This is a genomic window from Photorhabdus heterorhabditis (assembly GCF_018448905.1).
Classification (GTDB): domain Bacteria; phylum Pseudomonadota; class Gammaproteobacteria; order Enterobacterales; family Enterobacteriaceae; genus Photorhabdus; species Photorhabdus heterorhabditis.
In genome coordinates, this window is record NZ_RCWA01000042.1 from 1 (window position 1) to 26,036 (window position 26,036).

The 26,036-nt window shown below is 41.4% G+C and carries 22 protein-coding genes, 4 tRNA genes and 1 other annotated feature; of the genes, 5 read left to right on the top strand and 21 right to left on the bottom strand.

Annotation, left to right across the window (positions count from 1 at the left end):
- Window positions 1–338 precede the first annotated feature (338 nt).
- The 3 genes from clpB to rluD form a co-directional block, all read right to left on the bottom strand.
- Window positions 339–2,912 carry an ATP-dependent chaperone ClpB gene (gene clpB, locus EAE89_RS19110; RefSeq protein ID WP_054480053.1) on the bottom strand — a complete coding sequence of 858 codons (2,574 nt, stop codon included), beginning with the start codon at window positions 2,910–2,912 and terminating at the stop codon, window positions 339–341.
- Between the two features lie 135 nt (window positions 2,913–3,047).
- Window positions 3,048–3,779, bottom strand: coding sequence for a purine nucleoside phosphorylase YfiH (yfiH, locus tag EAE89_RS19115; RefSeq protein ID WP_054480054.1), 732 nt, complete (start codon window positions 3,777–3,779; stop codon window positions 3,048–3,050).
- Window positions 3,780–4,757: a 23S rRNA pseudouridine(1911/1915/1917) synthase RluD gene (gene rluD / locus EAE89_RS19120; protein ID WP_054480055.1), complete on the bottom strand. Its 978-nt coding sequence runs from the start codon at window positions 4,755–4,757 to the stop codon at window positions 3,780–3,782.
- A 147-nt stretch (window positions 4,758–4,904) separates the two neighbouring features.
- Between rluD and bamD the strand changes: the two genes are divergently transcribed.
- The 3 genes from bamD (at window position 4,905) to pheA (ending at window position 7,683) form a co-directional block, all read left to right on the top strand.
- Complete coding sequence (gene bamD / locus EAE89_RS19125) at window positions 4,905–5,627, top strand: outer membrane protein assembly factor BamD (RefSeq protein ID WP_172909684.1); 723 nt, start codon at window positions 4,905–4,907, stop codon at window positions 5,625–5,627.
- A gap of 284 nt (window positions 5,628–5,911) precedes the next feature.
- Complete coding sequence (raiA, locus tag EAE89_RS19130; protein ID WP_054480078.1) at window positions 5,912–6,241, top strand: ribosome-associated translation inhibitor RaiA; 330 nt, start codon at window positions 5,912–5,914, stop codon at window positions 6,239–6,241.
- Between the two features lie 109 nt (window positions 6,242–6,350).
- Window positions 6,351–6,471 (top strand) — a sequence feature (Phe leader region).
- Window positions 6,472–6,525: 54 nt separating this feature from the next.
- On the top strand, window positions 6,526–7,683 hold the full coding sequence (gene pheA / locus EAE89_RS19135; RefSeq protein WP_054480056.1) for a bifunctional chorismate mutase/prephenate dehydratase: 1,158 nt from the start codon (window positions 6,526–6,528) through the stop codon (window positions 7,681–7,683).
- A 40-nt stretch (window positions 7,684–7,723) separates the two neighbouring features.
- On the opposite strand, the gene tyrA is transcribed toward pheA, so the two are convergent.
- The 8 genes from tyrA to ffh form a co-directional block, all read right to left on the bottom strand.
- On the bottom strand, window positions 7,724–8,845 hold the full coding sequence (tyrA, locus tag EAE89_RS19140; RefSeq protein WP_214086421.1) for a bifunctional chorismate mutase/prephenate dehydrogenase: 1,122 nt from the start codon (window positions 8,843–8,845) through the stop codon (window positions 7,724–7,726).
- A gap of 5 nt (window positions 8,846–8,850) precedes the next feature.
- The gene (locus EAE89_RS19145; protein WP_054480058.1) at window positions 8,851–9,945 is read right to left on the bottom strand and encodes a 3-deoxy-7-phosphoheptulonate synthase; all 1,095 of its coding nucleotides are present in this window, start codon (window positions 9,943–9,945) and stop codon (window positions 8,851–8,853) included.
- Window positions 9,946–10,554: 609 nt separating this feature from the next.
- Complete coding sequence (locus tag EAE89_RS19150; protein ID WP_214086422.1) at window positions 10,555–11,358, bottom strand: alpha/beta fold hydrolase; 804 nt, start codon at window positions 11,356–11,358, stop codon at window positions 10,555–10,557.
- A 190-nt stretch (window positions 11,359–11,548) separates the two neighbouring features.
- Complete coding sequence (gene rplS, locus EAE89_RS19155) at window positions 11,549–11,902, bottom strand: 50S ribosomal protein L19 (protein ID WP_054480060.1); 354 nt, start codon at window positions 11,900–11,902, stop codon at window positions 11,549–11,551.
- Window positions 11,903–11,979: 77 nt separating this feature from the next.
- Window positions 11,980–12,717, bottom strand: a complete 738-nt coding sequence (gene trmD, locus EAE89_RS19160; RefSeq protein ID WP_149617329.1) for a tRNA (guanosine(37)-N1)-methyltransferase TrmD — start codon at window positions 12,715–12,717, stop codon at window positions 11,980–11,982.
- A gap of 39 nt (window positions 12,718–12,756) precedes the next feature.
- Window positions 12,757–13,305: a ribosome maturation factor RimM gene (rimM, locus tag EAE89_RS19165; RefSeq protein WP_054480062.1), complete on the bottom strand. Its 549-nt coding sequence runs from the start codon at window positions 13,303–13,305 to the stop codon at window positions 12,757–12,759.
- A gap of 18 nt (window positions 13,306–13,323) precedes the next feature.
- Window positions 13,324–13,572, bottom strand: coding sequence for a 30S ribosomal protein S16 (gene rpsP, locus EAE89_RS19170; protein WP_054480063.1), 249 nt, complete (start codon window positions 13,570–13,572; stop codon window positions 13,324–13,326).
- A gap of 136 nt (window positions 13,573–13,708) precedes the next feature.
- Window positions 13,709–15,070 carry a signal recognition particle protein gene (gene ffh, locus EAE89_RS19175; protein WP_054480064.1) on the bottom strand — a complete coding sequence of 454 codons (1,362 nt, stop codon included), beginning with the start codon at window positions 15,068–15,070 and terminating at the stop codon, window positions 13,709–13,711.
- Window positions 15,071–15,256: 186 nt separating this feature from the next.
- Between ffh and EAE89_RS19180 the strand changes: the two genes are divergently transcribed.
- Both EAE89_RS19180 and EAE89_RS19185 read left to right on the top strand, forming a co-directional pair.
- Window positions 15,257–16,048 (top strand): cytochrome C assembly family protein, encoded by a 792-nt coding sequence (locus tag EAE89_RS19180; protein ID WP_054480065.1) that lies wholly within the window; start codon window positions 15,257–15,259, stop codon window positions 16,046–16,048.
- A gap of 39 nt (window positions 16,049–16,087) precedes the next feature.
- Window positions 16,088–17,377: an HlyC/CorC family transporter gene (locus EAE89_RS19185; protein ID WP_149617328.1), complete on the top strand. Its 1,290-nt coding sequence runs from the start codon at window positions 16,088–16,090 to the stop codon at window positions 17,375–17,377.
- Window positions 17,378–17,469: 92 nt separating this feature from the next.
- On the opposite strand, the gene luxS is transcribed toward EAE89_RS19185, so the two are convergent.
- The 10 genes from luxS to pncC all read right to left on the bottom strand — a co-directional run bounded on the left by luxS (window position 17,470) and on the right by pncC (window position 26,035).
- Window positions 17,470–17,985 (bottom strand): S-ribosylhomocysteine lyase, encoded by a 516-nt coding sequence (luxS, locus tag EAE89_RS19190; protein WP_054480067.1) that lies wholly within the window; start codon window positions 17,983–17,985, stop codon window positions 17,470–17,472.
- A gap of 162 nt (window positions 17,986–18,147) precedes the next feature.
- A complete protein-coding gene (gene gshA / locus EAE89_RS19195) occupies window positions 18,148–19,707 on the bottom strand; it encodes a glutamate--cysteine ligase (protein WP_054480068.1) in 1,560 nt (519 codons plus the stop codon).
- Window positions 19,708–19,880: 173 nt separating this feature from the next.
- Window positions 19,881–19,957: transfer RNA gene (locus tag EAE89_RS19200), tRNA-Arg, on the bottom strand.
- An 85-nt stretch (window positions 19,958–20,042) separates the two neighbouring features.
- Window positions 20,043–20,119: transfer RNA gene (locus EAE89_RS19205), tRNA-Arg, on the bottom strand.
- Window positions 20,120–20,205: 86 nt separating this feature from the next.
- Window positions 20,206–20,282, bottom strand: a tRNA-Arg gene (locus EAE89_RS19210).
- Between the two features lie 10 nt (window positions 20,283–20,292).
- A tRNA-Ser gene (locus EAE89_RS19215) sits at window positions 20,293–20,385 on the bottom strand.
- 385 nt (window positions 20,386–20,770) lie between these two features.
- Window positions 20,771–20,956, bottom strand: coding sequence for a carbon storage regulator CsrA (gene csrA / locus EAE89_RS19220; RefSeq protein WP_002209449.1), 186 nt, complete (start codon window positions 20,954–20,956; stop codon window positions 20,771–20,773).
- A gap of 257 nt (window positions 20,957–21,213) precedes the next feature.
- On the bottom strand, window positions 21,214–23,844 hold the full coding sequence (gene alaS / locus EAE89_RS19225; RefSeq protein WP_054480069.1) for an alanine--tRNA ligase: 2,631 nt from the start codon (window positions 23,842–23,844) through the stop codon (window positions 21,214–21,216).
- A gap of 514 nt (window positions 23,845–24,358) precedes the next feature.
- Window positions 24,359–25,426, bottom strand: a complete 1,068-nt coding sequence (recA, locus tag EAE89_RS19230; RefSeq protein ID WP_149617327.1) for a recombinase RecA — start codon at window positions 25,424–25,426, stop codon at window positions 24,359–24,361.
- A 105-nt stretch (window positions 25,427–25,531) separates the two neighbouring features.
- A complete protein-coding gene (gene pncC, locus EAE89_RS19235; RefSeq protein ID WP_054480079.1) occupies window positions 25,532–26,035 on the bottom strand; it encodes a nicotinamide-nucleotide amidase in 504 nt (167 codons plus the stop codon).
- Window position 26,036: the final 1 nt, after the last annotated feature.

The window sequence follows — 26,036 nt, forward strand, 5'->3', positions numbered from 1 at the left end:
CAGATTGTCTGATTAATTGTTAAAGAGCAGGCCACCTTAAAATTTGATATTCTCGGTCAGCCGGGCTGCGTATATTACGCTTTTTGCCCGCAGAGTCAAGCGCTTATTTGCGCTCCCCTGCCCAACCTCACACGTTTTCTCAGCGTTGTGTCGGTCAGTGGTGGCGCATTATAGGGCGTTCTTCGGCGCTGGCAAGTGTTTATTTGCAAAAAAAATCCGTTTGATTACCAATTAACCGAAAACAACGCTAAATCACGATTTTTTGCATAATAATGAAAAAAAAGAGGCAGTTCCCTACCTAACCTATTCATCTCCAATTTCTTCAACTTAGTATATAATCACTGTTTTGCTACAATATGGTCATTTTCAATATCCAGAGTAACTGGTTTTCCTGGCAATAGTTGACCAGAAAGTATCTTTTGAGCTAATGGGTTTTCAATCTCCTGCTGGATAGCCCGCTTCAATGGTCGTGCACCATAGACAGGATCGAACCCAGCTCCTGCCAACATTTCCAACGCTTGCTGAGTAATTGTAACCTGATAACCGCGTTCTTCCAGACGTTTGTACAAACGCTGCAATTGGATATCTGCAATTTCTGATAAATGCCGACGCCCTAATGGATGGAACACAACAGCTTCATCAATACGGTTAATAAATTCAGGTCTGAAATGATGGCTAACAATTCCCATCACAATATCTTTCATTTTACTATAATTCAGACTGCCTAAACGTTCCTGGATCACGTCCGACCCAAGATTAGAAGTCATGATTACAACTGTATTACGGAAATCGACAGTACGACCTTGCCCATCAGTCAATCGACCATCATCCAGTACTTGCAATAAGATATTGAATACATCCGAGTGCGCTTTTTCCACTTCATCAAGCAAAATGACGGAATAAGGTCGACGACGAACAGCTTCTGTCAGATAACCGCCTTCCTCATAACCAACATACCCTGGAGGTGCTCCCACCAACCGTGATACCGCATGCTTTTCCATAAATTCAGACATATCGATACGCACCATTGCGTCATCGCTGTCAAACAGGAAATTCGCTAACGCCTTGCACAACTCAGTTTTACCAACTCCGGTCGGACCAAGGAACAAGAATGAACCAATCGGACGGTTTGGATCAGCTAATCCAGCGCGGCTACGACGAATCGCATTGGAGACTGCATTTACTGCTTCATCCTGACCAATAACACGTTTGTGCAATTCTTGCTCCATGCGTAACAGTTTATCTTTTTCACTCTCAAGCATTCTGGAAACAGGAATACCCGTCCAACGAGCAAGAATTTCAGCAACTTCTGCATCAGTAACTTTGTTACGAAGAAGTTTCATATTCTTACCTTCAGCTTGTGTGGCTGCGGCAAGTTGTTTTTCTAGTCCAGGTATTTTTCCGTATTGAATTTCAGACATCTTCGCTAGGTCACCACTACGGCGGGCCTGCTCTAGGCTGATACGGGCATTTTCTAGTTCTGCTTTTATATGCTGAGTACCAGTAAGCTCAGCTTTCTCAGCTTTCCATTCTTCTTCCAGCTCAGAATATTCGCGTTCTTTTACAATCAGCTCTTCATTAAGCATTTCAAGCCGTTTTTTACTGGCATCATCAGACTCTTTTTTTAGCGCCTGCTGTTCTAACTTCAATTGAATAACTCGACGTTCCAGACGGTCCAGCACTTCCGGTTTTGAATCCATTTGCATACGTAAACTGGCACCAGCTTCATCGATCAAGTCGATAGCTTTATCCGGCAACATACGATCTGAGATATAACGATAAGATAATGTTGCTGCCGCGACAATGGCAGGATCTGTAATCTGTACATGATGATGTAACTCATAACGTTCTTTCAGACCGCGCAAAATAGCGATAGTATCCTCCACTGAAGGTTCTGCAACGTAGACTTTTTGGAAACGGCGTTCCAATGCCGCATCCTTTTCAATATATTGACGATATTCATCCAGTGTTGTTGCACCAACACAGTGAAGTTCACCACGAGCCAAAGCAGGCTTCAACATATTACCGGCATCCATTGCCCCATCAGCTTTACCCGCACCAACCATAGTATGTAATTCGTCAATAAACAGAATGACATTACCTTCCTGCTTAGAAAGATCATTCAGCACACCTTTCAAGCGTTCTTCAAATTCACCCCGATATTTAGCACCTGCTAACAGAGCTCCCATATCCAGAGAAAGAACCCTCTTATTTTTCAGCCCTTCTGGAACTTCTCCATTAATAATCCGTTGAGCAAGCCCTTCAACGATAGCCGTTTTACCAACCCCTGGTTCACCAATCAGCACTGGATTATTTTTAGTACGGCGTTGCAATACTTGAATAGTACGGCGAATTTCTTCGTCGCGGCCAATCACCGGATCAAGCTTGCCTTGTTCAGCTCGCTCAGTAAGATCAATGGTATATTTTTTCAGAGCCTGGCGTTGATCTTCCGCTCCCTGATCATAAACTTTTTCACCACCACGCATCTGCTCTATTGCCTTAGTAATTTTTTCTTTTGTTGCTCCAGCAGCTTTCAGTATGTCATTCAATGAGCCACGTTCTTCCAGTGCTGCCAGAACAAATAATTCAGAAGAAATAAAATTATCGCCCTCCTTTTGTGCTAGTTTGTCGCACAAGTTTAAATGACGGATTAAATCGTTAGATGGTTGTACATCACCACCAGCACCCTGTACCTGTGGCAAACGTTCTAAAACCTGCTCAAGTTGGTTGCTGAAACGACCAGTATCGATCCCAATTGACGTTAATAATGGGCGAATAGAACCACCGTCCTGTTTCAACAGTGAGTTCATCAAGTGAATTGGTTCGATAAATTGATTATCATTCCCCAGTGCAAGGGACTGAGCGTCAGCGAGAGCAAGTTGGAATTTATTAGTAAGACGATCCAGACGCATAACACCTCCAAATACTAATCAGAATTTTGCTACTGGAGATTAAATGAGGCCATTCCTCAAATATTCAAGGTTTATTCTGAAAAGCAAATTGTGAGACATTATCTCATGCGCCAACGGATCGCCCTATGGAATAGGTTATATCAGCCAGATTAAAGTTGCCATACGTCCGGTGATACCATCACGGCGATAAGAGAAAAATTTCTCTTTATTATTGACAGTACACTCGGTACCCCCAAAAATCGCTTTTACACCAATAGATTGCAATTTTAACTTTGCCAACAAATATATATCTGCTAAGTATTTCTCACCAAAATGCACAAAAGCTTTGCTTAGATCAGAATTTTGGGCCACAAACGCGTCCATAACTTCACTGCCAACCTCAAATTCTTTCGCGCTAATCGCAGGTCCTAACCAAGCTTGAATCTGATCAGGCTTAGCTTTAAATTGCCTAATCGTATTTTCCAGTACTCCAGCACATAAACCGCGCCAACCAGCATGAGCTGCTGCAATCTCATCACCGTCAGAGCTACAAAATAGCACAGGTAAGCAATCTGCTGTCATCACAGCACAAACTTGCCCAGGAATGTTGGTGTAAACCGCATCAGCTTTATTATTTTCCACTGGCTGACCATTGAGTCTCACAACACGAGTGCCATGAACCTGTTCTAACCAAACTGGCTGCTGAGGCAATTCGGCCACCTCAGCTAATATCTGCCTGTTTTGGTCAACAACATCAGGATTATCTCCAACATGCTTACCAAGATTTAAACTATCATAAGGTGGCAAGCTAATTCCGCCCAAGCGAGTAGAACTACAGGTTTTTACTGTTGTAGGTTGTGGCCAGTTTGGAAAAATAAGCGATGTCATCTACCAATCCATATCATCTTTGAACACTTCTACATCTGCTTTTAATGCATTAATCAGAATGACCATATCTTCAGGTAGTTCAGCATGCCATTCCATTTCAATGCCTGTAATCGGATGATAGAGACGCAACATTGTGGCGTGCAATGCCTGACGATCAAAGTTGCGCATCACATCGCGAAATTCATCGGAAGCCCCTTTTAGAGGACGAGGACGACCACCATACAGAGGATCTCCCACTAGTGAGTGGCTAATATGAGCCATGTGAACACGTATCTGATGTGTTCTACCTGTTTCTAGCCTCAGACGCAAACGGGTATGTGCCCTGAAATGCTCCATCACCCGATAGCGGGTAATAGCAGGTTTTCCCATCGGATGGACCGCCATATGCGTTCGTTTTGTTGGATGGCGTGAAATTGGCTCTTCAACTATTCCACCCGCAGTCATTCGTCCTGTCGCTACAGCTTCATATTCACGAGTAATTTCGCGTAGTTGAAGTGACTCCACCAAACGGGTTTGAGCTGGAACGGTTTTAGCTATAACCATAAGCCCAGTCGTATCTTTATCGAGGCGATGAACAATGCCTGCCCGGGGAACATCGGCTATTTCAGGGTAGCGGTATAGCAGAGCATTTAATACCGTACCATCTGGATTTCCCGCTCCCGGGTGAACGACCAAATCACGCGGTTTGTTTATTACTAGAATATCATCATCTTCATAGACAATATTTAACGCGATATTCTGAGGTTCCCAACGCGCATCTTCCTCAATGATCGCATCAATTGAAACTTCTTCACCTCCCAGCACTTTTTCTTTTGGCTTATTGATTAATTTGCCATTAACCTGAACTCTATCATCCAAGATCCAATCTTTTATGCGTGATCTTGAATAATCAGGGAACAATTCTGCCAAAGCCTGATCTAAACGTTGACCGAGCTGAGATTCGGCGACTGTTGCATTAAGTCGTATTTGTTGTGCCATATATTGTTTCTACACTTACGTTGAATTTTGACGGCAGAGCCGTTTAATTTAATATAGTGTGCTATTGTAACTCGATCTTTTACCGGGAGCTTCATGGATAGTCTCCCAGAAAAACACTCAGAGGATAATCAACACGTGATGATACGCATGAAATATCTAGTGGCAGCAGCCACATTGAGCCTGGTACTTTCCGGGTGCTCTGGTAATAAGAATGTTGTCCCCGACAGCACACCTTCAGAAATTTATTCTGCGGGTCAGGAAAAGCTGCAAGACGGTAACTATAAAGGTGCCATCACGCAATTGGAAACCCTCGATAACCGCTATCCATTTGGCCCTTACTCGCAGCAAGTACAACTTGATCTGATTTATGCTTATTATAAATCCTCTGACTTACCAATGGCATTAGCTTCTATTGACCGCTTTATGCGCTTAAATCCAACTCATCCCAACATTGATTATGTTCTGTACATGCGAGGCTTAACCTCACAAGCACTAGATGACAGCGCCCTGCAAAGTTTCTTCGGGATTGACCGTTCAGATCGTGATCCTGAACATGCTAGGGCATCATTCAGAGATTTCAGCCAGTTAGTACGTCATTATCCTAACAGTCTGTATGCTACCGATGCCAGAAAACGTTTAATGTTTATCAAAGAGCGCCTGGCAAAATATGAACTTTCTGTTGTGGAATATTATAACAAACGTGGAGCTTATGTCGCAGTAGTAAATCGAGCTGAACAAATGCTGCATGATTACCCCGATACGCAATCAACCCTCAAAGTGCTGCCTTATATGGAAAAAGCCTATACACGTTTAGGCTTAACAGCACAGGCAGATAAAGTAGCAAAACTAATTGCTGCCAATCCGGCATAAAGAAGTATAAAACAAGACAGCAGCTTCGGCTGTTGTTTTGTTTTCACTCGTAAAATTCAAAAAAGACTGTTTGTCAATAGGGTTAATAATGGCTCAACTTATCAATAATGGCTCATAAGCTTCCACCCCGCAACAGGTATTCTTCGTATTCTTATTATTAATCACAATTACTTCAACTAATTGACAAGTACCTGATTAAAAGTGATTTAAATCACCTTTTTTGTGAAAAAGAATTGTATGCTGAAATCATTAAAGGCGGATCATCAATGATGAGAGGTAACTATATGATAGTGAATATTACCAGCAAACAAATGGAAATTACCCCAGCAATTCGCAACCACGTAGAAAACCGTCTAAACAAACTAAATAAGTGGCAAGTGAATCTGATAAACCCTCATATTATTCTATCAAAAGGGCCACAGGCTTTTATAGCTGATGCAACCATAAGTATACCAAATGGTACATTGGTTGCCGGTGCAAAACATGAAGATATGTATATTGCTATCAATGAGCTGTTAGCAAAATTGGAGCGCCAGTTAAATAAAGTACAGCACAAAGGTGAAGCACGTCGTACTCACAACAGTGTTAAAGAATCAAATCTTAACCTCCAATAAAATAACTATATCCTGTCTCTAACGCGTCCAAATTGGACGCGTTTTTTTATTGACAGAAACAACAACATGAGGTTAATTAGAATATATTGTTTATGCAGACGGTAAGTACAATGAATATAAGCCTGTTTTTCTTCTCTTTCTTTTTTCACCTTCTCTTAAGGGAGGCTTTCGTCATTTAAGAAAGAACAAGAAGACGAACAGTAAGCCTCCCAATCGGGGGGCTTTTTTCTGTCCACTGCAAACATATTATTATCAGAATATGAATAACCAATTAGGAACTCATTATGGATCAAAACAATTTGCTGAAAATACGGAAAAAAGTCAGCGAAATTGATTTAAAGTTACTGGTTTTACTGGCAGAACGTCGCCAATTAGCTTCTGATATTGCGCAGACTAAACTACAGGATAATCGTCCTATCAGAGACAAGGATCGTGAACGGGAGCTACTGGATGTTCTAATTACGAAAGGAAAAAATCACGGTCTTGATGGCTTTTATATCACTCGTCTGTTTCAAACGATTATCGAAGATTCTGTACTTACACAACAGGCATTATTGCAACAATACCTTAATCAAACACCTTACGATTCAGCCCGCATTGCATTCCTTGGTCCTCGCGGCTCCTATTCTCATATCGCAGCTCGCCAATATGCTGCACGTCATTTTGATCAATTGATTGAATGCAGTTGCCATAAGTTCCAGGATATTTTTTCCCTGGTCGAAACAGGTCAAGCTGATTACGGGATACTGCCGATTGAAAACACCAGCTCTGGCTCTATCAATGATGTTTATGACTTATTGCAACATACCAACCTGTCAATTGTAGGCGAAATAAATATTCCTATTAATCACTGCCTACTGGTTGCTAACGATACAAAACTATCGCAGATAACAACGGTTTACAGCCATCCTCAACCATTCCAACAATGTAGCCAGTATATTAATCAATTCCCACATTGGAAAATCGAATATTGCGAAAGCACTGCCGCAGCCATGCAAAGGGTAACTGAAGAGAATTCACCAGATATCGCAGCCTTAGGCAGTGAAGCTGGCGGAGCACTTTATCAGTTACAAGTTCTGGCTCAAAATTTGGCAAATCAACCACATAATATTACCCGCTTCATCATCGTTGCTCGTCAGCCTATTGAAGTTTCAGAACAGGTACCGGCCAAAACAACATTTATTATGGCAACTGGACAACAAGCTGGTGCATTGGTAGACGCACTTATGGTTCTAAAAAAACATAATATTATTATGAGTAAACTGGAATCCCGCCCAATTAATGGCAATCCATGGGAGGAGATGTTTTACATTGATGTTCAAGCCAACCTCCGTTCAATAAATATGCAGAACGTCTTGAAAGCATTGGCGAAAATCACTCATTCACTGAAAGTACTAGGTTGTTATCCAACAGAAAGTGTGGTTCCTGTTAGTCCATCCTAAATAAAAAAAACCGGGTACTAAGATATCCGGTTTTTTTTCATTATTGGCGATTATCATTCGCTTGCTGAAGTAATACCCGGCTCTCTTTCATAAAGCGAAATGCATAATCACCAAACCATTCACTAACGCTTTTAAAACTACTGATAAAAGCTTGTTTATCCTGACTTTCCAGCATCTCAAGCGCTTGTCCAAAACTTTGATGATAACGGCGTATCAAATCAATATTCTCTGGTGATGACATAATAATATCAGCGTAGAGCTGAGGGTCCTGTGCAAATAACCGCCCGACCATAATTAGTTCTAATCGATAAATTGGCGAGGATATTGATAATAATTGCTGCAAATCAGCGCCTTCCTGTGCAAGATGTTTCCCATAAACAAATGTTGTGAAGTGGCGTAATGCTTGGATAAAACTCATGTTTTTATCATGCTGTTCAGGATTTATCTGGTACAAACAAGCCCCCCAAACCAGCAATTGTTCCAAAAACCACTGATAAGCTTCCGATTGGCGTCCATCACAGTAAACAACAACTTGTTTTACCAAACTACCTACATCAGGTCCAAACATAGGATGTAATCCCAACACTGGACCTTTATGCACATCAAGCATAGCCTGTACTGGCTCCCGTTTAACGGATGCCAAATCCACCAAAATGCAATGATCAGGCAATGGTGGTAAACGACGAATAACCTCTTCCATTAAATGAATAGGTACACTGATAATGACCATACCTGCACCATTCAGAATCTGCCCTGCGTCAGGCCAATCCTGTGACTCCAAATTTCTGACCTTATAACCAGATACAGTTAACAGGCGACCAAACAGTTTCCCCATTTTGCCTAAGCCACCAATAATGACTATCGGTCCCAACTGAGGGCAAAGAGTCTTAAACCCTTTATTATTTTCGCTAGTATAAGACTCCCGCATAATACGACGCAGAATATCTTCAATTAAATCCGGTGGAACACCAAAATTTTCAGCCTCTTGACGACGCGAAGTAAACATCGCAATTTCTCTATCAGGCGCATAAATTGGCAGCCCATTCTGGCTCTTTACTTCACCAACCTCTGCAACTAATTCTAGGCGCTTTGCCAGTAAAGACAGCAACGCTCTATCCACTTCATCAACCTGATCCCGCAATTGAGATAATTCAGCTACCATATTTATTATCCTGCTTTTTTCATTGCCATAATTCTTTGCGACAATTGCGGGCTGATTTGCTGATGCAATTTTCTCAAAACCGCTTCTGTAGTCTGCCAATTAATACAAGCGTCGGTTACTGATACGCCATATTTCATTTCACTACGAGGTTGTTCAGAAGATTGATTACCCTCATTAATATGGCTTTCCAACATAATACCAGTAATCGATTGATTGCCTGAGATAATCTGTTCTGTTACAGAATCCAAAACTAAACTTTGGCGACGAAAATCTTTATTAGAGTTACTATGGCTACAATCAATCATCAAGGACGGCAATAATCCAGACTGCATCATTTGATGTTCACATTCCATGACATGTTCAGCACCGTAGTTAGGTGTCTTGCCACCACGCAAGATAACGTGTCCATTCGGGTTACCATGTGTCTGTAACAAACACACTTGTCCCAACTGATTTATCCCCATAAAACGGTGCGGCATAGCGGCTGCACGCATCGCATTAATGGCAGTACTTAAGCTACCATCAGTCCCATTCTTAAAACCAATAGGCATGGATAGGCCAGAAGCCATTTCCCGATGCGTTTGTGATTCAGTCGTTCTTGCTCCAATTGCCGCCCAACTAAACAAATCTCCCAAATATTGTGGAATATTCGGATCTAAAGCTTCTGTTGCAAGAGGTAATCCCATTTTAACCAAGCGGAGAAGTAAACGGCGAGCAATATGCAGACCCGCTTCTACATTAAATGAACCATCCATAAATGGATCATTAATAAGACCTTTCCAGCCTACTGTTGTACGAGGTTTTTCAAAATAGACACGCATCACTATATACAGACTATCACTTAATTCAGAAGAAAGTGCTTTCAAATGATGAGCATAATCCAAAGCCGCATCCACATCATGAATAGAACAAGGGCCACACACTACTAATAAACGAGGATCGCGTCGCTGAATAATATCGGCAACTATTTTACGTGCATTTGCAATAGCATGCTGATCATCATTATTCAACGGATACTGTTGCTTTAGTTTTTCGGGAGTTATAAGAATTTGTTCATCTCTGATGTGAACATTATTTAGCGCATCTTTCTGCATGACCATTTCGGTTACCTCCTCCAATTGACATTCTGTATTAATTTATTTTTATGTATCTGACCGATAACATATCACACAAAGTAAAGAATACAATCCAATTGTGTAAATAAAATAAAAATATCGTAAATAATTATTTACACAATTGGTTTAATGACCTAAAAATAAATATACAATCAATATTTATTAACAATAGAAAATAATTTCCAATATAAATATATTAGAGATAATTATATTTTCAAATGAGAATGTATTTTACCAGAAGAAATTACCCCAAAAAAGTAGTAATATTTTGTTGTTATTCCTGTATATTTAAAATTAAAACCATCAAACGATAATAAAATATTTATTACACTTCATTACCAAAAGAACAAATAACATCAACCTTGCGACTCACATTTAAAACAAATCATCTAGATTCATTTATATAAAATTATTGAATTACACTAATAGAATATTAAATAATAGTTATATTCTTATATTACTCGGCATGATTATGTAGAAATTAGTGTCACCAATTCTTAAGCGCAAGTTATATTCCAATAAAACTTTACACCGCTCTTTACCAAACTGAATAACTAAGGGCCGGAAAATCCGGCCTTTTCATTAAAATATTCGTTATAGAGCTTGCTGTAAGAAAGCAACCAGTTCCTGATTAACTTTATGTGGTTGCTCCAATGTGGAAATATGACCAGCATCCTGAATGACAACGTAATCACAGCAAAGTATTTCAGCCATCAAATAACCTTCTAAAGGTGGACGAGGTATATCCTGCTCACCAGTGATGACAAGAGTAGGAATATCCAGTTTTTCCAACAAATGAATTCTATCCTCACGCCCAAAAATCATTCTCCCTAACGGAATAATGCTATTACGTAATGTTTCTGCAGGAATTTTTACTAAGCGCTGAGTCAATTCATCCACTAAATTCTGAGTTGGTTGCTGACTGAAAAAGATTGGTACTATCTGTTGTAAAAGAGGCTCAGGAATAGAACCAACCTGCTCTATCATATCCAGCATAGCAAAGTATTTTTTATGCGTAACTTCAGGCTCTAACCCCACAAAGGTATCCATTAGCACCAATGCCTTGACTCTGTCCGGTGCTATAGCAGCTAATTCAGTTCCCCACATACCACCAGCAGATAAACCAATTACAGCAAACTCTTTAATTTTAAGTTGATCCATTAACGTCAGGTAATCTTGAGCCAAATCAGCCAAAGTCTTATGTTGCTCTGGTAATTCTGCCGAGTTTCCATGCCCCCATAGATCAGGAACAATTACCCTATATTTTTTACTTAACACATCGATCTGTGGGACCCACATATCAGAGTTAAACAAATAACTATGCCCCAGCAATAGTGGGAAACCTTCACCTTCATCCCGGTAAGCCATTGTTTTATTGTGTAGCTGAATAGTTTTCAAAGAAAATCCTTATGTTAGTTAGTCACGTATAAAATCATTCTAAAATACTCGAAATAATTGTCTTTAAGGTTATTACGCTTATACAATAAGATATTGCCGAACAATTCATCAATGAATTATAAATAGAAAAAAAAGAGGCCAGCAATTGCTGGCCTCTTTAACGATAACTTTCGGATGTAACGAAAGCGTATTATTTGCTGCCCAGGCGCTCTTTAATACGAGCAGCCTTACCAGAACGCTCACGCAGATAGTACAATTTAGCTCTACGAACAGCACCACGGCGTTTAACGTTGATGCTGTCTACGACTGGGGAGTGAGTTTGGAATACACGCTCAACGCCTTCGCCGTTAGAAATCTTGCGAACAGTGAATGCAGAGTGCAAACCGCGGTTACGAATAGCGATAACCACGCCCTCGAATGCCTGCAGACGTTTCTTTGAACCTTCTACGACCCATACCTTAACTTCCACGGTGTCACCCGGACGGAACGAAGGTACGTCTTGCTTCATCTGCTCTTGTTCAAGCTGTTTAATAATGTTGCTCATAATAATTCTCTTACCCTAGGTAAACTGATATATCAAAGACATTCCCTTCAGGGATATGTCTGGATTAACTCGTTGCTTCAGTCAGATTCCCGTTGGAACTCTGCTAGCAATATCCTTTGCTCGTCAGTCAGAGCTAGGTTTTCCAGAAGTTCAGGTCTTCTAAGCCAAGTCCGGCCAAGCGATTGTTTCATACGCCAGCGATTAATTTCAGCATGGTTACCCGACAGCAGAACTGACGGAACTTCCATACCATCTAACACCTCTGGGCGGGTATAGTGCGGACAATCCAGCAATCCATCAGCAAAAGAGTCTTCCTCCGCCGATGCCTGATGCCCCAGCACTCCCGGAATAAACCGGGAAATGGAGTCAACCATAACCATCGCAGGGATCTCACCGCCACTGAGCACGTAGTCACCTATAGACCACTCTTCGTCAATCTCAGTTTGAATCACTCGCTCATCTATCCCTTCATAGCGGCCACAAATCAGAATCAGTTTCTCATTTGCTGCCAGCTCACAAACTCCTTGTTGATTGAGTTTGCGCCCTTGAGGTGAAAGATAAATCACCTTCGCACCTTCGCCTGCCACAGTTTTTGCTGCATGAATGGCTTCTTGTAAAGGCTGAACCATCATCAACATGCCTGGACCACCACCATAAGGTCGGTCGTCAACAGTACGATGCCGGTCATAGGTAAAATCCCTAGGATTCCAGCATTCAATACTTAACAGGCCCTTTTTTACTGCTCGGCCAGTTACCCCATAATCGGTTATTGCGCGGAACATTTCAGGAAACAGGCTAATAACCCCAATCCACATTATAGCGTCCCACTCATTTCAACCGTTTATAACCGGAGTTTAAAAACCAGGGTCCCAATCTACTTCAATGGTTTTAGTAGCGAGATCGACTTTCTTGATAACCTGCCCATCAAGAAACGGGATTAGCCGCTCCTTGATACCGAATGCATCTTTCAGGTTTGCTTTAACTACCATTACGTCATTAGAACCGGTTTCCATCATATCACTGATAGTACCCAAGCTATAACCTGCTATGTTCACTACCTGGCATCCCATAAGGTCCTTCCAGTAGTAATCACCTGTATCCAGCTCCGGCAGTTGTCCTGAATCTACGATAATTTCGCAATTAGTGAGTAAATTAGCAGCATCCCGATCATCAATACCTTTAATTTTGATGACCATATCCTGATTATGGTGTTTCCAAGCTTCTAATTCGATGTGTTGCCACCGACCTGCCCGTTGGATAAACCACGGTTGATACTCAAAAATGTTTTCGGCGTGTTCGGTGGAAGAAAAAACTTTGAGCCAACCACGAATACCATAAGCTGAACCTAGTTTTCCCAATACAATTGGTTCCACAGGAAGCTTAAAACTGGCTTGCTTGCTCATAGTTACCACCGCGACAGATTAAGCTGCTTTTTTTGCATCTTTGATCAGTGTAGAAACACGATCAGACACAGTTGCACCCAGACCAATCCAATGTTCAATACGGTCCAGATCTAAACGCAATGTTTCCGCATTCCCTGTTGCAATAGGGTTGAAAAAGCCAACGCGCTCAATAAAGCGACCATCACGCGGGCTGCGGCTATCGGTCACTACTACTTGGTAAAACGGACGCTTTTTTGCGCCGCCACGAGCTAAACGAATTGTTACCATAACATCCTCATTAGTTAACAAAACAGCCAGACTTCATCGAGGAATGAAGTCCGGTTGTCAGATAAAAAGCCCGAAAAGTTTACTCACTTTGGCGCAAAAAGCAATCCAAAGTGGATATTCTTCGAGACTTTATCAATTAATGGCCCATAAATCCGGGTGGCATCATGCCCTTCATACCACGCATCATTTTCGCCAGACCACCTTTTTTCATTTTCTTCATCATGCGTTGCATTTCATCGAATTGTTTAAGTAGGCGGTTAACATCCTGAACCTGGGTACCGGAGCCACTAGCAATACGTCTCTTACGGGAACCTTTGATAATTTCTGGTTTTTCCCGCTCCTTACGTGTCATCGAATTTATAATGGCTTCCATTTTTACCAGCACTTTATCGTCCATCTGGGATTTCACTGCATCTGGTACTTGAGACATCCCCGGCATTTTGCTCAACATACTGGCCATACCGCCCATATTGCGCATCTGTTTAAGCTGGTCCAGAAAATCATTTAAATCAAAGCCATCGCCTTTTTTCAGTTTAGAAGCTAGTTTTTCTGCTTGGGTACGATCAACTTTACTTTCAATCTCTTCAATCAGGGAAAGAACATCCCCCATACCAAGAATACGAGATGCAATACGATCTGGGTGGAAAGGTTCCAGTGCATCTGTTTTTTCACCAACACCCAAGAATTTAATCGGCTTACCGGTAATATGACGAATAGACAGCGCAGCACCGCCACGGGCATCACCATCGACTTTAGTCAACACAACACCTGTCAGTGGCAATGCTTCATTGAAAGCTTTTGCCGTATTAGCAGCATCCTGCCCCGTCATAGCATCAACAACAAATAAGGTTTCTACCGGATTGATGACTTCATGAACCTGTTTGATTTCATCCATCATGGCTTCGTCAACATGCAGACGACCAGCAGTATCCACTAAAAGCACATCGTAGAATTTCAATTTGGCGTGCTGTACCGCTTTCATCACGATATCAACCGGCTTTTCCTGAGCATCAGAAGGGAAGAAATCGATGCCGACCGTTTGCGCCAATGTTTCAAGCTGTTTGATAGCAGCGGGCCGATAAACGTCCGCAGATACAACTAAAACTTTTTTCTTCTGTTTTCCCTTCAGAAAGTTACCCAATTTAGCAACGCTGGTCGTTTTACCCGCACCTTGCAAACCTGCCATTAATACAACAGCTGGAGGCTGAGTAGAGAGATTCAGTTCGCTGTTAACTTCTCCCATTGCCTTGACCAGCTCATTCTGAACAATTTTGACAAATTCCTGGCCGGGTGTAAGGCTCTTATTAACTTCGTGGCCTACCGCGCTCTCTTTAACGCACGAAATGAAGTCACGCACTACAGGCAATGCAACATCAGCCTCAAGTAAAGCCATGCGAACTTCGCGCAGTGTCTCTTTAATATTGTCTTCAGTCAGTCGCCCACGGCCACTGATATTGCGCAATGTGCGCGATAGTCTGTCGGTTAAATTATCAAACATTATCTCTGCTCAATTTTTAAAAATGGGCTGCCTGTAAAGCGTATTCTGAAAATTATAACACGATGATAAAGGGATCTCTGCACAGAGATTTGCACTGATGAATTAACAACGGTTGGAGGCTACCTTTGCTGGCGCTATACTTAAGTTTTAGTTCAACCTAAAACTATCGCTAAAACGACTAACGCTATGCCAGTATTCTCTATAATTGCTTTACTCGCTTATTTACTCAGCCTGGTACTGATTATTCCCGGCTTACTGCAAAAACCAAACGGATACCGCAGGCTGGCATTGATTTCTGCGATTGTAGCCTTAATTTGTCATGCTATTGCACTTAAATACCAAATTTTTCGCGTCAGCAGTGGGCAAAATCTCACGCTACTTAACTTAGGTTCTATTGTCAGCTTGATTATCTGTATCATCATGACAATCGTCGCCTCCCATGGTCGAGCCTGGTTCTTGCTGCCCATAGTATATAGTTTTGCCATGATAAATCTGGCATTAGCTAGCCTTATGCCAGGTGAGTTTATTACCCATTTAGAAGCCAGCCTTGAATTATCCATTCATATCGGGTTAGCACTTCTTGGTTATGCGACTTTACTCATTGCCGCACTGTATGCATTACAGCTTGGGTGGTTAGATCATAAGCTTAAAAATAAGAAACTGACTTTTACTCAAAATATGCCACCATTGATGTTCATTGAACGTAAAATGTTCCATATCACTCAGGTTGGCGTGATATTACTAACTCTGACACTCTGTACCGGCATTCTTTATATGGATAATATTTTCAGTAAGGAAAATATCCATAAAGCCGTCTTGTCTATCGTCGCTTGGTTTGTCTACATTGTTTTATTATGGGGTCATTACCATGATGGATGGCGCGGTAAACGAGTTATCTGGTTTAATCTAATTGGTGCATTTACCCTGACACTCGCCTATTTCGGCAACCGACTATTGCAGGAAATCATGATTTACTAACAACATGATTTCAAATCAATATTTAGAAGGAAACCTGCTTTGGAGCATGTCTCAACAAGCACATTAATTATTATCTTAATCATTATGCTTATTGTCTCTGCATACTTCTCTGCTTCAGAGACCGGTATGATGACACTCAACCGCTATCGCTTACGTCATCTAGCAAAGCGAGGAAGCCGCCCTGCTCGTAGAGTTGAAACATTACTTCGTCACCCCGACAAACTGATAAGCCTGATTCTTATCGGCAATAATTTGGTTAATATCCTGGCCTCTGCACTTGCTACTATCATTGGCATGCGCCTTTATGGAGATGCAGGAGTTGCGATCGCAACGGGTGTTCTAACCTTTATCGTGCTGATATTTTCTGAAGTTATGCCGAAAACAATAGCCGCCCTTTACCCTGAAAGGATCGCTTTTCCAAGCAGTTTCCTGCTACAACCATTACAGAAAATTATGATGCCGTTAGTTTGGCTACTGAATAAAATCACTTTAATGCTAATGCGTTGCCTTGGTATCAACCATCCTGCTAGCTCCAGTGATGCAATTAGCAAAGATGAATTGCGTACTATTGTGAATGAATCAGATGCTAAGCTATCACGGCATAATCAGGATATGCTGATTTCAATTTTAGATCTGGAAAAAGTAACAATTGGCGACATTATGGTTCCCCGTAATGAGATTATTGGTATTGATATTAATGATGGCTGGAAATCTATCATACGGCAGTTAACTCGCTCACCTCATGGCCGGATTGTGCTTTATCGTGATTCACTTGATGATGCTATTGGTATGCTCCGTGTGCGTGAAGCTTACCGACTAATGACAGAGAAAGAGTTCACCAAAAAGAATCTGATTAAAGCAGCGGATAAAATCTACTACGTCCCGATCAGTACATCACTTAATGTCCAATTGGTGAACTTCCAACGCAATAAAGAAAAGGCCGGGCTTACTGTTGATGAATACGGTGATATTCAAGGGCTGGTAACTGTTGAAGATATTCTCGAAGAGATTGTCGGTGATTTTACAACATCAATGTCTCCTTCTCTGTCTGAAGAGGTTTTACCACAAAGTGATGGAACTGTTTTAGTTGGCGGGACAACCAATATCCGCGAATTGAATAAAGCCTTTAACTGGGCATTACCTGTTGATGGACCACGAACTGTTAATGGTATGGTTCTTGAAGAGTTAGGCGAAATACCTGCTCTAAATGTACAGGTACAGATTGGTAAGTATAATTTCAAAGTACTTTCAATGAACGATAATGTGATTAAACAAGTTCGAGTAACCCCTATCAGCCAACTTCCTGAGCAAGAAGTACAAACAGTCTAAACAGCTGCTAAAGAGAACCCCACACCGTTGGAGGTACATAACCCGCCTCCAACGGCATATTCCTGTTAATATCTTATCTCATCACTGCCAAACTACACACGCAATTCGGTCAGTTTTTCTTCTGGCAATGCTAATTCATCATTCTTATTAACACGAACATCTGAATCAAGAATATGGCGCGCAATATCCTGAGCCTCTGCCAGTGAATGCATGTGATAAGTACCGCACTGATAAACATTCAGCTCTGGAATCTGACTCTGGTCTTTCACCTTTAAGACATCAGCCATAGCCGCTTTCCACGCATCTGCAACACGCATTTCTGCCGGTGCGCCAATCAAGCTCATATAAAAACCTGTTCGACATCCCATTGGCGATATATCAATAATTTCAACACCCTCACCATTGAGGTGATTACGCATAAAACCAGCGAATAAATGTTCAAGTGTATGAATGCCCTTCTCAGGCATAACCTCTTCATTTGGTACACAGAAACGTAAGTCAAAAACAGTGATGGTATCGCCATGAGGAGTTTTCATGGTCTTAGCAACTCTTACTGCGGGTGCAGCCATACGAGTATGGTCAACAGTAAAACTATCCAGTAAAGGCATTTCTTCATCTCCATAAAAAATTCAGATTTTTACAAGCACATGAAACCTTTTCATCTGCCACCGGTCATAAAGAATGAAAGACGCGTAATTATCATCCTATTTCCTAAAAGATCCTCTTTGGTCACTTTTACTTACCAGTGGCGCTAGTGACCATTTTCTTTTCTAGCATCCTGTCTGTTGTTTTAGATACTCATCAAAATTGATGGTATCTTCTTGCTCCAACGCGTCTTGTCGCTCCACAGAGGCCCTGCGTTCTATAGCGAACTGTTCGTCGCTAATAACTTCATATTCTTCATTAATCAATTGCTGATGATATTCATCTGCCAGCTCCAACCCAAAACTACCAATGCCTTGGGTTTTCATTTTTTCCAGCACACGAGCCGATAACGTCAGTGATGAATCATCAAACATAGCAATCAATTCTTCGCAAACCTTCTGATATTGTGTGCCAGAACAACTATCCAATATTACAGCAACCCGTTTCAAGTCATTGAATAATTTTTTGCCAACTTTTGCTAACGGCTCTTCCACGCTTCCACAGCCAAGACCAATCACTTGCTCTGGTTTACGCCCTTCAAGGATTACCCTATTCCAGTTTTTGCGACAACAATCTAACTCATCACTGCTCATTTCCTGTGCTTCAGCGAGCACACACCATATTAAAAATAGATCAAGAAAGCGAATTTGTGTTTCATCGACACCAATCGCTGTGAATGGATTAATATCCAATGAACGGACTTCGATATATTCCACACCCCCGCGTAATAAAGCATCAGAAGGCGATTCATTCTCTTTTGTCACACGCTTAGGCCGAATTGGTGCATACAACTCATTTTCAATCTGTAAGACATTTGTATTCAGCTGAATATGTTTATCACCTTGCTTAATTCCCAACTTAGCAAACTCTTCAGAGGGTTTGTGGATTGCTTTTTTCAGTTCCGCTACATAGGTTCGTAAGTTATTAAACGTAATATTCAGATCACTTTGTGATTTATTGGTATACCCTAAATTACTCATTCTTAATGAAGTAGCATAAGGCAGATAACAAGTACCTCCTTCTATTTGTTCAAAAGGCAAAGAGGTCTCTCTACCACGTAAGAATGAAGAACAAATCGCCGGAGAAGCTCCAAACAGGTACGGGATCACCCATCCAAAGCGATAGTAGTTACGGATCAGACGGAAATAGCCATCAGAGATCTTATCCTTACCACTCTCCACATCTTCAACGCCAGCCCATGCCTGCCAAAATTCAATTGGCAATGAAAAATTATAATGCACTCCAGAGATGGTTTGCATTAAAGCGCCATAACGATTTTTCAAACCTTCACGGTATAAGGTCTTATAACGACCAATATTCGATGTACCATACTGAGCCAGAGTGATGTTTTCTTCTGCATCAATAAAACATGGCATACTCAAAGGCCACATTTTTTCTTTATCCAGCACACGCACTGTATGACGATGAATATCTCTAAGAAATGAAATAGTATTTTTTATGTCACTATCGACTGGTGTTATGAATTCCAACAATGACTCAGCAAAGTCAGTAGTAATCCATTTATGCGTAAGCGCTACGCCAAGTGCTTCAGGGTGCTTCGTTACTGCCAAATGACCATCTGTAGTAACACGTAATGTTTCACGTTCAACACCGCGACGAATTCCCTTTAAAATTGTCGGATGCGCCTCTAACCATGACAGAGCTTTTGATACGTCCGGGATCAATTCGACCTCCCGTAGTGTTTTAGAAGAATTTTTATAAGGGTTTACTTTATATTAAACAAACCGAATTGTCGCTGATTAGATATATAAGCAAAAACGTTTCCGCTTCATACAGGGAGCTAATCATGGAATTAGGAATAAAGAAAAAGCCCCGACTAAATAGCCAGGGCTTAATATGGTGCATCCAGGAGGATTCGAACCTCCGACCGCTCGGTTCGTAGCCGAGTACTCTATCCAGCTGAGCTATGGATGCATGTCAGTTTTTCATTCTGGTAAAAAGCAGTAACTGCTTTGATTACCTGAAGGTACCTTGGATGACTTCATCTCAAGGTTAAGTATGGTGCATCCAGGAGGATTCGAACCTCCGACCGCTCGGTTCGTAGCCGAGTACTCTATCCAGCTGAGCTATGGATGCATGGTCACTTTATTACTCTGGTAAGAAGGCAGTAATTGCTTTGATTACCTGAAGGTACCTTGGATGATTTCATCTCAAGGTTAATATGGTGCATCCAGGAGGATTCGAACCTCCGACCGCTCGGTTCGTAGCCGAGTACTCTATCCAGCTGAGCTATGGATGCGTGGTCTAAATGGCGGTGAGAGAGGGATTCGAACCCTCGATGCAGCTTTTGACCGCATACTCCCTTAGCAGGGGAGCGCCTTCAGCCTCTCGGCCATCTCACCGTACGCTTTCTTTCGAACTGTGGTTCAGAACTTTTGTTTAAGCTCCTCGTCACTGCGTGGCGCACATATTACTTTCCCAGACTTATAAGTCAAACAATTTTTCTAAACCTGTGTTTGTTTGGATGTTTCACGCACAAAAAGGCCAGTTTAACACCAAAAAGTGTACTTTATCAGCAATAAACTATTGCATTCCCAATTGAAGTTTATGCAAATCATGATTCACCACAATAACACCATGACGTTGCTTTTTCTTACAACAGAAAAACAAAAAAAGAGGTGGTAATAGGTAGGAATTTAAGAATTAAGACCCCAGAGGATACTAACAGGGGTGAGATACCTCAAAAATGGCGCCCGGTTCTGACAGAGATAGGACGCCAACTTAGAGTCAATAAGTTGTTGGCTGAGATTTTTCGGCCTGAATCCGCTGATAAATTTCTTCACGGTGAACAGAAACTTCTTTAGGGGCATTTACACCAATACGAACTTGGTTACCTTTAACCCCCAGTACTGTAACTGTTACCTCATCGCCTATCATGAGCGTTTCACCAACTCGACGAGTCAGAATAAGCATTCTTTGCTCCTTGAAAATTTAAAAGAGTCGGGTCATTAGGTTTCCCCGCTATTGTCCATCAAACACCGTGAAAACGTAAAACTATGGTATATGCTTAAAGTATAAGCAATTTTGAGCGCATTTCCTACATATTATAGTTTAGCCAAAATAAATAAATATGCACTCAACCTTTTAACAATTCCACAACAAGATTTCAAGGCACCATAAAAATACCTATTATGGTGCCTTCTAAACTCAGGTAATTTGGGTAACACCGCTTATAATCGCGATGCTACCCACTCCCCTACGCTATCCAAAGCAGAAGGTAATGCCTTAACATCAGAGCCACCTGCTTGAGCCATATCAGGGCGACCACCACCTTTACCACCGATTTGCTGAGCTATAGAAGAAATTAATTCACCTGCTTTTATTCTAGCAGTCAGATCCTTTGTGACACCAACAATTAAGCTGACTTTATCATCACTTATAGTAGAAAGCACAATAATTGCCGAACCTAGTTGATTTTTCAGATCATCGACCATAGTTCTCAACATTTTAGGCTCTGTATTATTTAACTGGCTTACCAGTAATTTCACCCCCTTCACTTCTTGCGCTTTGCTTGCCAAAGAAGAGCTTTCCTGTGCTGCATTTTGATCTTTAAGTTGTTGAAGCTCTTTTTCTAGCCCCTTGGTTTTATCCAATATTACCCGTACTTTTTCGTTCAGATTATTGATATCACCTTTCACCAGTTGAGCAATATCCTGAAGTAAATCAGACTGTTGATATACAGATTTCAGTGCTTTTTTACCTGTAATTGCTTCTATCCTACGTATACCAGCAGCAGTGCCAGATTCAGCCGTAACACGGAATAAACCAATATCACCGGTACGGCTTGCATGAGTTCCTCCACATAATTCAGTGGAAAAATTCCCTATTGACAGTACACGGACGTGCTCTTCGTATTTTTCACCGAATAGTGCCATTGCTCCTTTGGCTTTGGCTTCTTCCAGATCCATCAATTCAGTAATTACAGGTGAATTCTTACGAACTTCAGCATTAACCAGATCCTCTACTTGACGGATCTGTTCCGGTTTCATTGCCTCAAAATGAGAGAAATCAAAACGAAGATATTTATCGTTAACCAAAGAGCCTTTCTGAGATACGTGCTCACCCAAAACCTGACGTAGTGCAGCATGTAACAGATGGGTTGCTGAATGATTTAAACGAATTGCATCACGACGTTCTATATCAATAACAGCATTGATCTCATGGTTTACACTTAAAGTACCTTTTTCAAGCTTACCAATATGGCCAACAGCCTGACTATATTTTTGTGTATCAATGACACAAAAAGCACAATCGGCATTACTCAGAATACCTGAGTCACCAACTTGTCCACCGGACTCAGCATAAAAAGCTGTCTTATCCAGTATAACAATCGCTTCTTCACCCGCTTGAATTTGATTGACTGATTCACCATTACGAAAGATAGCCGTTACTGTTGCCTGCTGTTCGTAATGATCGTAACCAGAGAAATCACTGCGCTCATCAACCTTAATCAGTTCGTTATAATCGGCACCAAAACCACTTGATTCACGTGCACGACGACGCTGATTTTCCATTGCTACTTCAAAACCGTCTTCATCAACCTTAATATTACGCTCACGACAAACATCAGCGGTTAAATCCACAGGGAAACCATAGGTATCGTAAAGACGGAATGCTGTTTCTCCATCCAGGATATCACCAGACAGTTTTACTAGTTCATCGTCCAACAACTGAAGTCCACGTTCCAGCGTACGGGCAAATTGCTCTTCTTCTGTTTTCAAGACTTGCTCAACAATTGTTTGCTGGCGTTTAAGCTCTTCTCCCGCAGCGCCCATCACTACTATCAATGGCGCAATCAGTTTGTAGAAGAAGGTATCTTTAGCCCCCAACATGTTCCCGTGACGGATAGCGCGGCGGATAATACGGCGCAGCACATAACCACGGTTTTCATTAGAAGGAATAACTCCATCACAAATCAAGAAAGCACATGAACGAATATGATCCGCAATAACCCGCAAAGATTTATTACTTAGATCATCTGTAGCACCTGTAACATTAGCTACAGCAGCAATCAGGTCACGAAACAGATCGATCTCATAGTTGGAATTGACGTGCTGTAGTACAGCCGCAATGCGCTCTAGCCCCATTCCAGTATCTACGGATGGTTTTGGCAATGGTTCCATCGTGCCATCAGCATGGCGGTTGAACTGCATAAAAACGATGTTCCAGATTTCAATATATCTGTCGCCATCTTCTTCTGGGCTTCCAGGCGGTCCACCCCAAATATGGTCACCATGATCATAGAAAATTTCAGTACAAGGGCCGCACGGTCCAGTATCACCCATTTGCCAGAAGTTATCTGATGCATAAGGAGCACCTTTGTTATCACCAATGCGGATAATTCTTTCTGCGGGTATTCCGACCTTATTTTGCCAGATATCATAGGCTTCATTATCGGTATGATAGACAGTCACCCATAATTTTTCTTTAGGCAAATTGAACCAATCTTTGCCCGTCAGAAGTTCCCAAGCATAGTTAATAGCATCGTGTTTGAAATAGTCACCAAAACTGAAATTACCCAACATCTCAAAGAAAGTATGATGACGCGCGGTATAACCTACGTTTTCTAAATCATTATGCTTACCACCGGCACGAACACAGCGCTGAGCAGTTGTTGCCCGGGAATAAGATCTTTTGTCCAGTCCAAGAAATACATCCTTAAACTGATTCATTCCTGCATTGGTAAACAGTAGTGTTGGGTCATTATTTGGAACTAAAGAACTACTTGGTACTACCTGATGCCCTTTAGTATGAAAAAAATCGAGAAACGCTTGACGGATCTCAGCGGTGCTTTTGCTCATAATTGTCCCGAAATCAAGCTGGAAAAAACAGATTTATGAATTGGTCAGGTGGAATTTTTCATCACCTATTTTCAACTCACGAATAAACAAAGTGGGGATAAGATAAAATTTCTTCCATTAGAAGTAAAATCCCAGATACATCCATTCGCTGGCGACATTGTAAATCGTCTGGGTATTTTCTGAAAGCATGATCGCATTATACGGATAACACTTGCTCTCTTAAGAAAGAACCGCACTATTATTAACGCGGTTTAAGTCTGATAGTAAACTAAGTTTAGTAGTAAAAACTTTTACCGACGTAATACCTCCAGTCTTTATTACACTAAACTTACTACTACTTCATAAGGCCATAGCTGCTTGTTCTAAATAGATCTTATATAAGATTCCGCTTAGACAAAAGTAGTATATTTCACCACGTATATTCAAGAATATAACGCATTACTCTCACTTTTATCCCTGTCTGAATTAGACAGGGCTTACGGAAATTTTTGCTAATACAGGGGATATAGTTAGATTAAAATTCTTCGCTATTCATCTCTTCACTTCCTCTGTCTTCATAATCAGAAGCAGCACTGCTGAACTCGCCAGCATTATGTAACAACATTTCGCGTAATTTTTTATCTAACTCAGTAGCAATTTCAAGATGTTCTTTCAGGTAGGTAGTAGCATTCGCTTTGCCCTGACCAATTTTATCGCCATTGTAGCTGTACCATGCGCCTGCTTTTTCCACCAGTTTATGCTTCACACCTAAGTCGATTAACTCCCCATAAGTGTTGATACCTTCACCATACATAATCTGGAATTCTGCTTGCTTAAATGGCGCAGCCACTTTGTTTTTCACAACCTTAACACGGGTTTCACTACCAACAACCTCTTCACCATTTTTTACAGAACCAATACGGCGAATATCTAAACGGACAGAAGCATAGAATTTCAGTGCATTACCACCAGTTGTTGTTTCAGGATTACCAAACATAACCCCAATTTTCATACGGATCTGGTTAATAAAGATCAACAGTGTATTGGAACTTTTCAGGTTACCCGCCAGTTTGCGCATTGCCTGGCTCATCATACGTGCGGCCAACCCCATATGAGAATCGCCAATTTCACCTTCTATCTCAGCTTTCGGGGTTAAAGCAGCAACGGAGTCTACGATAATGACATCAACAGCACCGGAACGTGTCAGCGCATCACATATCTCTAGAGCTTGTTCACCCGTATCTGGCTGAGAACATAACAGGTTATCAATATCAACACCCAGTTTCTTAGCATATACAGGATCAAGAGCATGCTCAGCATCAATAAATGCACAAGTTTTACCTTCACGCTGTGCTGCGGCAATAACCTGTAATGTCAGCGTTGTCTTACCCGAGGATTCTGGACCATAGATTTCAACAATACGCCCCATCGGCAGACCACCAGCACCTAACGCAATATCCAGTGACAGTGAACCAGTGGAGATAGTTTCAACGTCCATTGAACGGTCTTCGCCCAGACGCATGATGGAACCTTTACCAAATTGTTTTTCAATTTGGCCTAGTGCCGCTGCCAGTGCTTTTTGTTTATTTTCATCAATAGCCATTTTTACTCCCTCGTAAGCAATGAAAGGTTACCTCACTGCCGATGAATAATTGTCTAATACCAAAATGTTGCCTGCAATTATACTGTATAATCATACAGCATCAAGCTAATTTTTTAAAATCTCTGATAGCAATGTCTTTAGAGAATAAATTGCAGCTTGCAGACGAACTTCATTTCGATCACCGTTAAAACAACAATGGCGGGTGACAACTTCTATCCCATTTGCTGTACGGTGTGCAAACCCAAACCATACTGTACCAACAGGTTTTTTTTCACTACCACCATCAGGCCCAGCAATACCACTAACAGAAACTGCAAGATCTGCCTGCGCTGCTTTCAATGCCCCTGTTGCCATTTCTCTCACAACTGGTTCACTGACTGCACCATGTTGTTGTAAAACCGTTTCTGATACACCAAGCATCTGATGCTTAGCTTTATTGCTGTACGTCACAAAGCCCCGGTCGAAGTAAGCGGAACTACCAGCAATATCCGAGAGCACTTTCGCTAACCAACCACCTGTGCAAGATTCAGCAAAGGTCACCCACAATGCTTGTTGTTTCAGTTTCTTTCCCAACTCAATACTAAGCTGAGTCAAAATTTTTTCATCCATA